This window comes from Actinacidiphila yeochonensis CN732 (genome assembly GCF_000745345.1).
Classification (GTDB): Bacteria; Actinomycetota; Actinomycetes; order Streptomycetales; family Streptomycetaceae; genus Actinacidiphila; species Actinacidiphila yeochonensis.
Genome location: NZ_JQNR01000005.1, coordinates 1,379,273 through 1,393,010, shown reverse-complemented (window position 1 = coordinate 1,393,010; position 13,738 = coordinate 1,379,273). Strand labels below are relative to the sequence as shown.

Genomic DNA, 13,738 nt, shown 5'->3' with positions numbered 1-13,738 from the left:
GTCCGGGCACGTGTCAGGCCAGGACGGCTTACGGGCGCGGGCAACCCTTGCCTGGGCCCGGGGCTGCCGTATCGGCCGAGGTGAGCGAGGTCAGGCTCTGGAGACGGCCGGGACGGCGCCCGCGTTGAGGGCGGCGCGCACCCTGGCGCGGCCTCGGGCGGCGATGCTTGCGCGCGCGGCGGTGTCGTCGGGCTCGTGGGCCAAGCCCGCGCAGGCGCGGCAGATCCCTTCGTGCGGGATCGGGCGGGCGCACTGCCCGCACTCGTGCGGGCGCGGCCTCACCGGAGAAGAGGCCGCCTCCGGCGCCGGTGGGAGCTTGCGGGTGAGGCGGTCGCGGAGGAGCGCTGTGGCGCTGTGCACGGGCTCGGGCAGGCCGTCGAGGAGGGCGCCGGCCAGGTCACGCTCGCCGTACCCGCGCTCCAGCCAGGCCCTGACCAGCGGGGCGAGGGCCAGGGCCTCCGCCGTGCCGAGGCGTAGGCGCGGCTCGGAGCGGAGCACACGGAAGAGCATTGCCACCGCCTCGCTCACCGGGCCGGTCGGAGCGGGCTGCGTCGCCGCTGGGGGCTTCTCCCGCCCCTCCTCCCCCGTGGCGGCGCACGGCCGCCGGGCTGGGAGGGTGGGTTCTTTCCCACGGTCCTTTACGGGGTGGGCGCCACGGTCTTCGGACTCCGCCGCACCGGGTCCCGGACGGGTGACATCCGGAGCGACCTGCGGCGTATCGAAGACGTGCACCTCGCTGATGAAGGTCCCGTCCGCGCGGCGGACCCGCTCGACCCGGTAGTAACCGAAGGCGGCCAACTCGCGGAGCGCCTTGGCGACCGTGTGACGGCCCTGCGGACTGGTGGCAGCCATCCGGCGGCCGTCCTCCGACCAGCCGTCCGGGCGGGAGAGGAGGTCGACGAGCACGCCGCGGGCGGTGTACGAAAGCCGCCGGTCCTGGAGCAACGTGTTGGGCAGGACCGTGAAGCCGCGCGCATGGCGGCTACGATGGATCTGCATGAGGAGCGCAATCTCCTTGTGCCGGACCCCGGAGCGTTGGCGCGCTGCCGGGGTCACCTTATTGACTTGGTCTGCGACCGAACGTACCACGCAAAGCAGAACCAATCGACCTGTTCGCGACGGCAATTGATCGCACATCAGGCGCTGCTCGTCGGCCGAAGCAGACGTCCTCCCGCGCCCGGACAACGCCGACGGACGAAGCGTCCGCCGCGCGGGCGCGGCACGCGTCGGTCGGGACGTAGGCTGGAACATAGTGCTTCCTCACTCGGGCGCCGCGCCGGCTGGCAGGCCAGCGGCGCCCGATAGATCGTTTGGGCGGTCGTCCGGGAGTTCTCACGGCCCTTGGCGCTCCAACGCCAGGGGCCGCTCCCGTACCCAGGCGCGGTCAGGCAGCCTGGACGTACGTCGTGCTGGAAAGCAGCTCCGCGAGCCGGGCGGCGCTGCGCGGACTGATCGTCGTGACGAAGCCGGCGCAGACGCGTTGCAGCGCGGCTTCCCGATCCTCGTCCGCAGGCGGGCGGCGGTCGGGGGCAGCAGGCGGCAGTAGCGCGGCAGGCCGCTGCTGGGGTTCGGGCATAGGTGTGTCCTCGGAGCGGCACGAGGCTGGCAGGCCGTGTGCCGCGGGGTAGAGCAGGCGGTCGGTCGTCATGCGCCCGGGCGAGCGGTGCTCCAACACCACTGCACCGCGCAGCCGTCGGCCGGAGGTCTGACGCCCTCCGTGCGGCGGATAACAACAAGGATCCGCAGGAAACGCGTTTTGCCTGACGGCACTTTCCGGGCTATAGAGCGGGCCGGGACACCGCACCCACGCTCCGCGCTCTCCATGGCTCCACCGTCTCCCGCATCGATTTCACGCTCCCTCGCTCACCACCGGACAGGGCTCTACTCAGCGCACGAACCCCAGGTCCGGGCTCCTGCGCCGGAGCCGACAGTGCCACGCGACGGTGGGCTGGGTCGGACCGCGAAACCGTGATATAGGCGACGGCCCAGCTCTCACGGACGTCGTTCACGTACGCCAGTCCCTGGCTCAGCTTCCACGGGCTGGCCCGCGCTGAGTGATGCACCGTCACGCCCGAATAATTCGGGAGCAGCGAAGGGCATGCGGCTCGTACGATTGCGAGCGGGATGGGGTTCGTAGCGCAGTGGTTGTCGCGCCTCCACCGCATGTGGGAGGACGCCGGTTCGAATCCGGTCAGCCCCATCCCCTCCCTGCGAGAGATCGATCCCCTAGCGACTGACGCCCCGGGGCCAGGCAACGTCCTTTCAGGAAGAGCTGCGCGCTGTCCTCTCCGCGGGCCAAACGAACCGCTACCGCAGTCCAGAAGATTGGACCGAGACTCGGCAAGCTCGTCCGTAGCCGCCGTCTGGATCCCTGCATCGGCGGCAGATGCGCAAGGCCAGCCTCGCTTGTAGACACGTCATCCGCCGAGTTTGCCGTGACACCGATGGTCCTGGCCGAGCCGAGCTCCCGCCACTCATGCGCGGCTCGCGAGATGGTGCCCGCCGAGAGCGTCTACTCCCATGTGAGGGCACTCGGAGCCGTACGGAAGGCTGTGGACCAGCTGCGTTTCACACCGTGGAGTACATGCTGGCTACCACGCGTAACGCAGTAGTTGGAGCAGCCCAGAATTGAGAATCGATGGAACCCGTCGACTTCAGAATCACAAAAGACGACTCACGCAACACCGGTGATCTTAAAAGCGGCCCAGAACAGCGGATTATCGGTAGCCTGTTGATGCAGGTGGCTGCGCCAGTCTGAAAGCACCGAGTCGATGGCCAATTCAGCGGAAAGCAATGGACCTCCTTGAGAGGGATCTTTCCAGTGCCCCGCCCGCAGGTATCGAGTGGTATTAGTGAAAGCAGAGTGCGGGTTCACGCCAGCCCCGAGATAGGCATGGAGTACCGCAGAAAAAACGACCCCTTGCAAATCAGTGATCTCCCAAAGCGTGGAAATAACCGCCTTTGCCCCGCGAGCCAGGAACGCAGACTCAAGACTTCGCAGAGTCTGCACACTACGACCGCCCCCTTCATGCGTGCCCGTTCTGCAAGCGTTCAGAATGACCAGATCGACGCCGCTGAGCGTACCTTCGGCGAGAATTCTACTCGCGGTCAACGTGGCTGCCCCAAGGGAACTACCGTGCAGCACAAGTCCGGCAGCCCACCGGTTGATATGTGTCAGGCCGTGGGCCGCCATGTGGACTATTCGCGCCCTGGGCATCGCCTTCAGAATTCGATCAGGGGTCGCTTCCTCTTGAGAGATAACCTCTGCGTCGTCGCATAGGCCGGCGATCAGTTCGGCCTCGCAGAGTGGGCCGACGATCGAAGAGAGCCCCGGTACGCCGTCCCCGCTGTGTGCAACCACAAGGACCTCAACGGCGAGTGAATGCCGCTGCGACCTTTTGATGGCTGCCGCGAGGCGAACCGTAGGAGCATAAGCAACGTGATCGAAAACGTCACTCAATGTCACGGCCCGCGGGGCGCGCAGCGGAACAGCATGGAGCGGCAACAGCTCTAGAGGAGCCGTGGGACTAATTATCAACCGACCGAACTCATGCCGCCCTCTCATTTCAAGGATGACTTCTACCATTTCACTGAAAGCAGCGAGCGCCTGCTTTAGGAATTCGTACCACACACGCCCCGGCGCGTCCTGCGGTAGCCGCACCCATTCATCTACAACCTCTCGAAAATAATTTCCCCGGGAAAGCTCCTCACACGAAGCCAGCTCGAAGTCCGCGCGGCCCGCACTAGTCGTGCATGCAGCGATCTGAAGTCCCCCATAGTGGTTCATTAGGTGCACGAAAATTGTCTGCTCGCCCAACAACAACATGTCGTCTTCGCAACTGGCACCGGGCCTTCCCACTCCTCGGCTCACATCCGCTCGGAGTATTTCCCTGGCGCGCTGCCGATCTTCGATTGCGGCTGCGACCGCCACACTTACTTCGCGCGTGTCCTTGCCGTCAAGTAGGTAGGACGCCTCCCAGGCGCGCGCACGGGCAAGGCGCCGCGCAGCATACATGAATTTTCGATATTCGATATTATCGGACACCAAGGTAAGTTCTTCCTGGATATCCTCAGCCTTTGCATTTTCACAGATCCAAAAAGCCACCGCCCCGGTGTGGTCGAGACCTTCGTTGGCCATCTTCTGATTGATGCTCTGTGTATCGTCACCAACCGTTTGACGAAGCGCCGTGATCGCGGATTTCTTGCACGCTGACTGAAACTCCTCCGGCAGGGCGAGCCAGAAACTTCCCACAGCCTTGAGTTCGCCATCGCCCGCAAGTCGGACCACGCCGAGGCGGACATACCCGACCATCGCAAGGTGCAAAAGCTCCCAGGCATGTTCCACCCAGGCTAGGGAGTAGGTGTACGGAGCGCGCAGAGGAGGACTTGGATCGCCCGGGGGCGTGGGAAACACCAGCCAGATTCTTAGGCCATCACCATAGTCCTCAATCGTGAAGCCATACTGTGCACCCGGCTCAATCAACGCTTGCATGGCGGCCACGTGAGTGTCAGTCTCAGCTGTAGCTAGCCAAATTGGGTGAGGGCCTCCCTGAACATGAAAGAAGCGGGTTCCACCAGTGACGACTTCTTCGATCATCCAATCGGGTACCGAGGAGCTCTGATCGTTCGCATTCGGTTCCCACAACAGGGCATCGTCCGCCAGCAGTGGAGCTTTATATATTGCTCTACCCGCCGCAAGACATTCTTCTGCATATCGATCGTCATCCGTCGCGAACTTCAGCAAATCGAGTTCATACGCCGTCAAACAGGATAGGACCTCATTCATCTGACCATCCCAGATATCAAGATCCTCGCGTAGCGCGACGAGTAATTCCGCCGATGGGTTCCTGATGCGGCCCACCGAATTCTCCAGATCGGTGCGGGTCTGGAGGCGCTTCGCGACCTCCGCGAGATCAGGCCGGTCAGTCAGCTCCGGCCTGGCCCGCAGGATGTCCTCCCCTCGGGTAATCTTGATCCAGCCACCGGAGACGAGGGCCCGGAAGCACATACTCGCCCTACCGGTAGGTGATTCGTGAAGGATATCCGGCGGCAACGAGACGTACGGATCTACAGTGTTGCGGAGGGCGGTTTCCAGCATGTCGCCCGGAATGCGCCATACGCTCGTTAGCTCCTCGCGTACCATCTCTATGGGCTGAGTCGAGAGTCGATGTCCAGCCCACAACTCGATGAGCAGCACATGCAAGCCGGAAACGTCCCACCAACGCTGCCACGGAACACCTTTTTTACGAACCGTTCGCAGAACAGGCATGACGAGCTCGCCAGTAATTGCGCGGCGGGAAGCCCTGGAATCGACGAGGGCAGTTGAAAGCAGGTGGTCACCGATAGCCAGCGGGGAACTGCCTTTGATATCTTCGACAGCGATGCGAGCTAGCAGGGCGGCAAGGGCTGACGGCTCGTCTGCGACCCACTGGGGGAACATGCCGTAACAACTCGAATCGGGCCCGAGTTCACGACAGACCCGCGCTGTGAGGCTGTCGGCCCAGGTAGAACGCATCCGGGACAGGTTGTCTGGCATCAGGCGCTCCTGGCGTCGCAACGGTTCACAAGTACCAGGGCATTATGTCTAGGGCACCAGCAAGTTACGACGCTTCGTGAGAACTTCAAGCCATCAGGTCCGCTGCAACGGTTCTTGCACAAGCCATCCGGAAGGACATACGGCGATGCCGCACGCGCCCACAACTGTCGCCCAGGTAGTGATCGTTCTCTTCCTGGTGCTTCCCGGCGTGACCTACCAGTTCGTCCGCGAACGCGCGCGCGGCCTGGCCCCCGCCCACAGAGACCTGGGCGAACGTGTACTCCGAGCGGTGACGGCGGGCATCGCTCTCGACACGGTCTATGTCTTCCTCGCAGGCCCCGCGTTGGTGCACCTGGTCTACGACCGCCACCAAGGTTGGTTGAAGGGGGCGGCTGAGAGTCCGCGTGTTGCAGCCCTGATGGCCGCAACCCTCTTCGTTGCCGTTCCGGCTTTCGCCGCGTGGCTCACGTCCTGGCTCTCCTCGCGGGGCAACAGGTCGACGTACGACCCGACACCCACGGCATGGGACCGGGTCTTCCAACGTCGGAGCCACTGCCTGGTGCGGGCGCGACTGAAGAGTGGCCGCTGGATCGGCGGATACTACGGTGAAGACTCCTTCACGTCGAGCTACCCGCAGGCCGCTGACCTGTACTTGCAGACCGCCTGGGCTGTTTCCGCCGCCGGCTTGTTTGAACACCCCCTGGAACGTTCCGGCGGACTCTATATTCGGATGGATGACGTGGAGCATCTCGACTTCATCGAGGTACATCCTGTGACTGCAGACGGAGACACGACCAGTGACCGAAACTCGACCGCAGTTGGACCCCAACGAGAAGAGGGGCTACAGGCCCGTCGGCACCCGGCCGGAGCCGACCCAGGCCCCGCCCACGCCCCCTCCGACAGCTGAACCAGACACGGGTGCGGCCAACGAAGGGTGACTCAGGCAGGCACGCCTGAAAACTGCCACTCGCTACAGCGGGTTCTGGTCGATGCTGATCCGGTCCCAGTCCATGTAGCGGCCGAGCTTCTTCGGTTCATCGATGACGACGCCGGAGAAGAGGAACCGCAGCACCGCGTTGCGGCGCTCATCCGTCATCTCGTCGGCGTCCCAGGCAGCACGTGCTCCTGCACCGGTGAGGCCGTCGAGGAGGACCATCGGGCGGATGACGACCTTGCGTTGAGCCTTGGCAATACGGTCGGTGATCTCCTTGCGCATCTTCCGGTACTCCGCCGTGGATAGCTCCTTCGCCGTCCACATGTCGTTCAGCTCGGCGAGCTGGCGCTGGTCGTCCTCCACCTCCTCGGCCACGCCCTCGGAGAGGTTGCTGCTGGCGAGCCGACCGTCCACCCGGAGCTCGCTGAGCAGCTTGACGGCGGCGTCGCTGACGAAGTCCTCCAGCGTCGAGGCCACAATCGCCCGAGAGCACTTCTTCTCGTCGTTCCGCCCGCGCCGATTGCACTGGTACGCGGGCCCCGCCGTCTTCGCGGTGCCCGACATTAGGGTGCCGCAGCGCCCGCACATCACCAGACCGCGCAGGAGGTAGTACCGCTGCGGGGGTTTGCTGAGCGCTTCCCTGTGGGCTGCCGATCGGAACTCACGCCGGGCCCTCACCTCGGCCCATACGCCCGCGTCAATGATCGCGGGCCAGGTGCCGAGACCGACCTCCTCGCCCCGGTGCATCCGGATGCCGGCAACGTGCCGGGAGTCGAGCAGGCCGCGCACCGTTCCGGCGTTCCACGCCTTGCCGCCGGCCGTACGGATGCCCCGGCTATGGAGGTCCTTCGCGAGTGGAGCCGCGCCCTCTCCCTTGAGGTAGCGGTCGAAGACCTCGCGGACGATCTCCGCCTCGTCCTCGACGATGGTCATGCCGTCCTTGGTGTAGCCGAACCGCCGCATGCCGCCCTGCGGCTTGCCCTCCCGCGCGCGGTCCTGCATCGCGGACTTCAACCGCCGCGAGGTGTCGTCCGACGAACGGCAGGCGTGCGCGACCTCAATCCGCAGGATGAAACGGTCGTCGGGGTCGGAGAGGTCCCGGCGGTTCGCCTCACCGTGGAGGGTGATCGCGTGGTCGTCGGAGACCTGGAGCAACTCCTCCAGGTCCCGGGGCTGCCGCATGAGCCGGTCGGGGTGGTAGGCGATGATGTGCCGGAAGCCGCGCTCCCGGGCATCGTCCAGCAGGCGGTCCCAGCCGGGCCGCTTCCGCCTGCGGCTCCACGCCGAGCGGCTGTTGTCCACGTACACGTGGGCGGGGTCGATGATCAGGCCGCGGCGCTCGGCGATCTCCCGGCAGATCCGTTCCTGGCGGTCGACGCCGGTCTGGTCGTCGTCGTCCGCCTGGGATATGCGGCAGTAGACCGCCGCCGGCTCCCCGGCGACGTCGTGGCTGGTGGTACCCCTGGCGGGCCTGGTGCGCGACATGCGAATGAGTGTATGAAAACGGGGTGGCCTGGGTCACGGGCACGCGGGAGCTGGTGGCCGCCGTCCGCACCGCCAAGCAGTTCCTCACCTACGTGAGCGCCGGCCCCTTCCAGTACGCCGTCGCCGAAGCCCTCGCCCTCCCGGACGCCTACTACGCCGGCTTCCGCGAGGATCTCCGCGCCAAGCGCGACCTGCTCGCCAACGGCCTGCGCGAGGCCCGCTTCACCGTCTACGAGCCCCAGGGCACCTACTTCGTCACCACCGACATCACCCCCCTCGCCCCCGGCACCGACGCCCTGGCCTTCTGCCGCGAGCTCCCCACCCGCACCGGCGTCGTCGCCGTCCCCAACTCCGTCTTCTACGACCACCCCACCGCCGGCCGCACCCAGGTCCGCTTCACCTTCTGCAAGAAGCAGGACGTCCTCACCGAAGCCGCCAGCCGCCTGAAGGGTCTGGCCGCACAGGACGGCAGCCCTTCTCCCACGTGAGCCTGGCAACCCGGCCGGGCTGCCAAGCTGTGAGAGTGGCGCCGAGCCGTGATCAGTCCGCCGCGGGGTGAACCTCCCGGGCCTCGCGTTCCGCGAGGCGCGAGAGGACCGCCTCCGCCAGCGCGTGGAACTCGCGGAAACAGGTCTGGACGTATTTCTGCGTACTGCCGAGCGCTCCGTCAGCCGGCTTGAGGTCGAACATCGGCTTCCGGGCGTCATGGGCCAGCGGCATGAGGCTTCGGTAGTTCCTCAGCGTCGCGATCTCGTAGGAGCGGTCAGTCGGAGAAGCCGTCTCCTGGCCCAGCACAGCCGTACCGAAGACCCACGGAATACGCTCCAACCATCGGGCGTATGCCTTGACCGGGCGGTCAAGGCGCATTTCAGGCTGCATGATCACATACCCGAGGGGTCGCATCAGCGCCTTGGGGGCCGAGATGTTGCCGGGCACGCGCGGCAGAATGGCATGCTGCCAGTCCTGCCGCCAACCGCGCAGCGTCGGGCCGAGATTCCGCAGGCCCTTGAGGGAGAAGAGGTCGGCGGCGAGCGGCATGAGCACCGTGTCCGCGGCAAGCAGTGCGGCCCTGTTGATCGCGCCGAGATTGGGACCGATGTCGATGAGGACGATATCCGCCTCCACCGTCCTGGCGGCGTCCTGGACGATGCGGTGGAATGCCGTTGTCGTCCTGATCGCCGCGATATCCCCCGCGTAGGTCTTGAACCACTCGCTGGAGAGCTTGTCCTCGAACCGGCTCAGTTCAAGGCTCCCCGGCAGCAGCCAGAGACCCGGCGCCAGAGCGGCGGGACGGACCGTCTCGATGTCGCCCGTGCCTTCGAGGATCGGGCGGACGGCGTCAGCGACGGTCTGGCCTGGACCGACCCGGCCGGTCGCGGGGAACGCGGGATTCCGCACCCCCTGGTCGATGAGTTCCGAGGAGTCCTCCCACAGTTCCTCCAGTTCGGATTCGTCCAGACACATGGCCGTGAGGTTCGACTGCGGATCGAGATCCACGGCGAGAACCCGAAGGCCGATGCGCTGGAACATGTGGGCCAGGTGGTACGCGAGAGTGGTCTTTCCGACACCACCCTTGTTATTGAAAAGCGCAATGGATGTCATGCCGCCCTCCTCAGGGTGACCGACCACGAGGAATCGTCGACCTGGAATTCGGGAGGGGGATTTCCGTTGCGCTCCAGAGCCGCTCGGATTCGACCGATGCCTCGGCCGAACCGGTTGACATAGCCGAGCGACTTCATGGCGGCTGCCAGCGAAGGGTTTCGGTAGTCGTTGACACGGTCGAAGTTGTCGCTGCGGACCTGTCCGTAAGGACCACCGGGGTTGGTGACCTCGATCCTGTCGTCGAACCAGGAAATGCGGGTTGCCGCGTAGGAGCTCTCGTAGTTGCGGTGCATGAGCGCGTTCATACAGACCTCACGGAGCGCCTCGAAGGGATATTCGGGCCGGTGCTCCTCCCGGAACCCGTCTTCCACCAGCCGGGTCCGGAGATGGCCCCGGAGGACGGGCTCAAGGCGTGCGGCCGTGTCGACGATGTTCTGCCGGAGTTCCTGGTCGTCGGCGATCGGTGCGTCGAAATCCACGCCCTGGTAGCGAACGAACTGTACGTACGCGCCCGGAACGAAGTCGCTCGGGTCGAAGCCCGTGACCAGCAGCCCCAGCACGGTCGGAACCGGGTGGTCCACCGAGCGGGCCAGATGCAGCGAGGCCAACTGCTGGGGCAGCGGGCGCCCGTTCTCCTCGATCACGTCGGGGTCGACCACGGCGGGCAGGTACGTGGTGCGGAAGAGCCCGAGGTCGAGATCGTCCAGTGTGCTCGACGGCACCGGTCGGGTGTCGTACGGGCTGTCGGCCACACGTCGGCGCTCGGCCAGTACCCGTTCGTCGTCGCGCGTCGCGCGTCGCGTCGTGGGACCGGGCCGTACCCACACCACGCCTTCGAACCGCACGGGAGGCGTCGCCGATGCCTCCACCCTGATCCGAACCACCGGCTTGCCCTTGTAGAGAGCGGCCTCGACGGTGAACGAGGGACGGTCGAGGATCCGGCCGTCGTCCCGGAGATCTGTCAGGGCGAGCAGTGCCTGGTCGCTGGTGTCGACGCCGTCAATCGGTTCACCTGTGTCGTCCACCCCGATGAGGATGTCTCCGCCGCCGCGTCCGGCAAGGTCATTGGCCATCGCGCACACGGCGTTGCCCATCGCGTCGCCGCGCTTGCCCGCGCGCTTCGCCGTGCTCTTGAACTCGAGCCAAGGCGTTTCTCGGGTGCCCAGGGCGTCAGCAAGGTCAGGGGTGTCCACGGCTGCCATTCTTCATCATGGCTGCTCACCGGGGCCGGTTCTTGGGAGGCGGCACCAGCGTGTGAACGGAGCCGCCCCTGATGTCCCGCACTCGCGACTTCGGCACCGTGCGCCCGACGGGGCGGCACAAGTACTTCCCCCTTCTCCCCCGACGACCTGCCCCTGAAGCACCGTACGCGTGGCCCGGGGGGAGCCGTTCCGGCTCCCCCCGGGCCACGCGTACGTCCAATGGCTCGCCTCGGCGCCTCGTCCTCCGCGGAGGACGAGGCGCGGCCGGGCGGTCCGGGAAGGTCAGTCCGTGCCGGCCTCCATGGCGGCGCGGTCCAGCAGTTCCTCGTCGGCGGGGACCTCGCCGCGGGAGGCGATGGCCTCGGCGCCGCCCTCCGGCATCTGCGGCATGGTGCCGATCAGCCCGGTCGCGGCGGCCTGGGCGGCGCCGATGGCGGGGCTTCCGGTGCCGATCAGGCCGAGCTGGACGTACTGCTCCAGCTTGGCGCGGGAGTCGGCGATGTCGAGGTTGCGCATGGTGAGCTGGCCGATCCGGTCCACCGGGCCGAACGCGGAGTCCTCGGTGCGCTCCATGGACAGCTTGTCCGGGTGGTAGCTGAAGGCCGGGCCCGTGGTGTCGAGGATCGAGTAGTCCTCGCCGCGCCGCAGCCGCAGGGTCACCGTGCCGGTGACGGCCGCGCCGACCCAGCGCTGCAGGGACTCGCGGATCATCAGCGCCTGCGGGTCTAGCCAGCGGCCCTCGTACATGAGCCGGCCGAGCCGCCGGCCCTCGTTGTGGTACTGGGCCAGGGTGTCCTCGTTGTGGATCGCGTTGACGAGGCGCTCGTACGCGGCGTGCAGCAGGGCCATGCCGGGGGCCTCGTAGATGCCGCGGCTCTTGGCCTCGATGATCCGGTTCTCGATCTGGTCCGACATGCCCAGGCCGTGGCGGCCGCCGATGGCGTTGGCCTCCATGACGAGGTCGACCGCGGAGGCGAACTCCTTGCCGTTGATCGTGACGGGGCGGCCCTGGTCGAAGCCGATCGTCACGTCCTCGGTGGCGATCTCGACCGACGGGTCCCAGAACCGCACGCCCATGATCGGGTCGACGGTCTCCAGGCCGGTGTCCAGGTGCTCCAGGGTCTTGGCCTCGTGGGTGGCGCCCCAGATGTTGGCGTCGGTGGAGTACGCCTTCTCCGTGCTGTCGCGGTAGGGGAGGCCGTGGGCGACGAGCCACTCCGACATCTCCTTGCGGCCGCCCAGCTCGGTCACGAAGTCGGCGTCCAGCCAGGGCTTGTAGATCCGCAGGTGCGGGTTGGCGAGCAGGCCGTAGCGGTAGAACCGCTCGATGTCGTTGCCCTTGAAGGTCGAGCCGTCGCCCCAGATCTGGACGTCGTCCTCAAGCATCGCGCGGACCAGGAGGGTGCCGGTGACGGCGCGGCCGAGCGGGGTGGTGTTGAAGTAGGCGCGGCCGCCCGAGCGGATGTGGAACGCGCCGCAGGTGAGCGCGGCCAGGCCCTCCTCGACCAGCCCGGCGCGGCAGTCGACCAGGCGGCCGATCTCGGCGCCGTAGGTCTTCGCGCGGCCGGGCACCGAGGCGATGTCGGGCTCGTCGTACTGGCCGATGTCGGCCGTGTAGGTGCAGGGGATGGCGCCCTTGTCGCGCATCCACGCGACCGCGACCGAGGTGTCGAGGCCGCCTGAGAAGGCAATTCCGACGCGTTCGCCGGCGGGCAGGGAGGTGAGGACCTTGGACATAGAAAGAGTATGCATTCTGGCGCATGACCATTCAATGCCGCGTCGGCTCGACGCCCCTCCCCGTCCCGCGTCCCTCCGGCTGCGGCGGGGCCGTCGGCACCGCTCCTTCCGGGCTCTGAGCTGGGCGAAGGCGGCTTCCAGGGGGCTATGGGGCGCCCGGACCCAGGCCCCCGCACACCTGTGCTGTGACCTGCGCCTCGGCCACCGGCCCGCGCCGCCGGGCGGCTCGGGCCCCGCACACGCCGACACCGCCACGGCCCGGCTCCGTCCCGCCGCCCCGGGGCCGGTCCGTGCCCGCGCGGCCCGCCGGACCGCCGCCGACCCACCGGACCGCCGCCGTGCCGCCGCCGTGCCGCGACGGCGGCGGGCCCGGACCGCCCGGATAGCTCCGATCACCCGCGCCGCCCGGACCGCTCCGGTCGTCAGCCCAGGTCGGGGCGGGGGTCCGTGGCCAGGCGGGCGTGGAGGTGACTGTCGTGGCGGGTGCCGTCGGGCTCGACGAAGGACTCGCGCATCACGCCCTCCTCGGCGAAGCCGGCGCGCAGGGCGGTGCGGCAGGAGGCCGGGTTGACCAGGGCGTGGTCGAGGGAGATCCGGTGCAGGCCGAGGCCGCCCTCGTCCTCCGGGGTGAACGCCCAGGTGCTGGCCGCGTCCAGGGCGCGGGCCGCGACGCCCCGGCCTCGGGCGGACGGCGCGACCCAGTAGCCGGCCACCGCCTGGTCCGGGACGCGGTGGACGTCGCGCAGGCCGAGGTAGCCGAGGAGGGTGCCCTCGCGCGGGTCGGTCAGCGCGAAGGCGGCGGTGCCGACGCTCCAGCCGTTGAGCCGGGAGGTCAGCCAGATCCGGGCCCGCTCGTCGGCCGGGGCCGTGGCGACCGCGCGGCCCACCCCCCAGCGCAGCACGCCCGGGTCGAGCATGGACTCGTCCAGCGCGGACGCGTCCGCCTCGCAAAGCGGCCGCAGCAGCAGTCCGTTCCCCTTGAACCTCTTGGGCGCCAGCACGCCGCTCAGAACAGAAGCCATGGCCAACACACTACGACGCGCCGGGCGGTGGGCCCGCGACTGTGCGCGAACCCACCGCCCTTGGTGGTGCGTGGTACGTGGCGCGCGCCGCGTGAAGGCGCAGGGCTCCCCTGCGACCGGCTCCGGCCGGGCCGGAGATGCCCGCCACCGCCCGAGCGGCGGACGACGGCCGTACGGCCCGGTGGACGGCCCGGTGGACGTCCCGGCCGCCGTGGGCCTG

At 67.5% G+C, this 13,738-nt stretch carries 9 protein-coding genes, 1 tRNA gene and 1 pseudogene; 3 read left to right on the top strand and 8 right to left on the bottom strand.

Translation table 11 applies throughout. The features are described 5' to 3' along the window. Positions 1-90: 90 nt before the first annotated feature. Both BS72_RS17720 and BS72_RS17715 read right to left on the bottom strand, forming a co-directional pair. Positions 91-999, bottom strand: coding sequence for a helix-turn-helix domain-containing protein (locus tag BS72_RS17720; RefSeq protein ID WP_037911758.1), 909 nt, complete (start codon positions 997-999; stop codon positions 91-93). 385 nt (positions 1,000-1,384) lie between these two features. Next, positions 1,385-1,576, bottom strand: a complete 192-nt coding sequence (locus BS72_RS17715; RefSeq protein WP_157856267.1) for a hypothetical protein — start codon at positions 1,574-1,576, stop codon at positions 1,385-1,387. Between the two features lie 550 nt (positions 1,577-2,126). Between BS72_RS17715 and BS72_RS36590 the strand changes: the two genes are divergently transcribed. Continuing rightward, positions 2,127-2,200: transfer RNA gene (locus BS72_RS36590), tRNA-Met, on the top strand. A 474-nt stretch (positions 2,201-2,674) separates the two neighbouring features. On the opposite strand, the gene BS72_RS34285 is transcribed toward BS72_RS36590, so the two are convergent. Continuing rightward, on the bottom strand, positions 2,675-5,536 hold the full coding sequence (locus BS72_RS34285; RefSeq protein ID WP_078901445.1) for a CHAT domain-containing protein: 2,862 nt from the start codon (positions 5,534-5,536) through the stop codon (positions 2,675-2,677). Positions 5,537-5,681: 145 nt separating this feature from the next. Between BS72_RS34285 and BS72_RS17710 the strand changes: the two genes are divergently transcribed. Then, entirely contained in the window at positions 5,682-6,443 is a 762-nt protein-coding gene (locus BS72_RS17710; RefSeq protein ID WP_037911755.1) for a DUF6338 family protein, read from the top strand. Between the two features lie 63 nt (positions 6,444-6,506). Here BS72_RS17710 and BS72_RS17705 read toward each other — a convergent pair whose 3' ends face one another. Next, positions 6,507-7,955: a recombinase family protein gene (locus tag BS72_RS17705; protein WP_037911754.1), complete on the bottom strand. Its 1,449-nt coding sequence runs from the start codon at positions 7,953-7,955 to the stop codon at positions 6,507-6,509. A 23-nt stretch (positions 7,956-7,978) separates the two neighbouring features. On the opposite strand from BS72_RS17705, the pseudogene BS72_RS17700 reads away from it, so the two are divergent. Then, positions 7,979-8,443: pseudogene (locus BS72_RS17700) on the top strand (aminotransferase class I/II-fold pyridoxal phosphate-dependent enzyme); the annotation flags it as partial. A 52-nt stretch (positions 8,444-8,495) separates the two neighbouring features. Here BS72_RS17700 and BS72_RS17695 read toward each other — a convergent pair. The 4 genes from BS72_RS17695 to BS72_RS17680 form a co-directional block, all read right to left on the bottom strand. Next, positions 8,496-9,557: a ParA family protein gene (locus BS72_RS17695; RefSeq protein WP_037911749.1), complete on the bottom strand. Its 1,062-nt coding sequence runs from the start codon at positions 9,555-9,557 to the stop codon at positions 8,496-8,498. Continuing rightward, positions 9,554-10,750, bottom strand: a complete 1,197-nt coding sequence (locus BS72_RS17690; protein WP_232792449.1) for an ATP-binding protein — start codon at positions 10,748-10,750, stop codon at positions 9,554-9,556. The genes BS72_RS17695 and BS72_RS17690 overlap by 4 nt, the downstream gene beginning before the upstream one ends. Before the next feature lie 291 nt (positions 10,751-11,041). After that, the gene (gene argG, locus BS72_RS17685; RefSeq protein WP_037911747.1) at positions 11,042-12,496 is read right to left on the bottom strand and encodes an argininosuccinate synthase; all 1,455 of its coding nucleotides are present in this window, start codon (positions 12,494-12,496) and stop codon (positions 11,042-11,044) included. Between the two features lie 422 nt (positions 12,497-12,918). Continuing rightward, the gene (locus BS72_RS17680) at positions 12,919-13,518 is read right to left on the bottom strand and encodes a GNAT family N-acetyltransferase (RefSeq protein WP_037911745.1); all 600 of its coding nucleotides are present in this window, start codon (positions 13,516-13,518) and stop codon (positions 12,919-12,921) included. Positions 13,519-13,738 lie beyond the last annotated feature (220 nt).

Coding starts and splice junctions, on each gene's coding strand:
- BS72_RS17710 (WP_037911755.1), top strand. CDS start 5,682: ATGCCGCACGCGCCCACAACTGTCGCCCAGGTAGTGATCGTTCTCTTC.
- BS72_RS17715 (WP_157856267.1), bottom strand. CDS start 1,576: ATGCCCGAACCCCAGCAGCGGCCTGCCGCGCTACTGCCGCCTGCTGCC.
- BS72_RS17680 (WP_037911745.1), bottom strand. CDS start 13,518: ATGGCTTCTGTTCTGAGCGGCGTGCTGGCGCCCAAGAGGTTCAAGGGG.
- BS72_RS17695 (WP_037911749.1), bottom strand. CDS start 9,557: ATGACATCCATTGCGCTTTTCAATAACAAGGGTGGTGTCGGAAAGACC.
- BS72_RS17720 (WP_037911758.1), bottom strand. CDS start 999: ATGCAGATCCATCGTAGCCGCCATGCGCGCGGCTTCACGGTCCTGCCC.
- argG (WP_037911747.1), bottom strand. CDS start 12,496: ATGTCCAAGGTCCTCACCTCCCTGCCCGCCGGCGAACGCGTCGGAATT.
- BS72_RS34285 (WP_078901445.1), bottom strand. CDS start 5,536: ATGCCAGACAACCTGTCCCGGATGCGTTCTACCTGGGCCGACAGCCTC.
- BS72_RS17705 (WP_037911754.1), bottom strand. CDS start 7,955: ATGTCGCGCACCAGGCCCGCCAGGGGTACCACCAGCCACGACGTCGCC.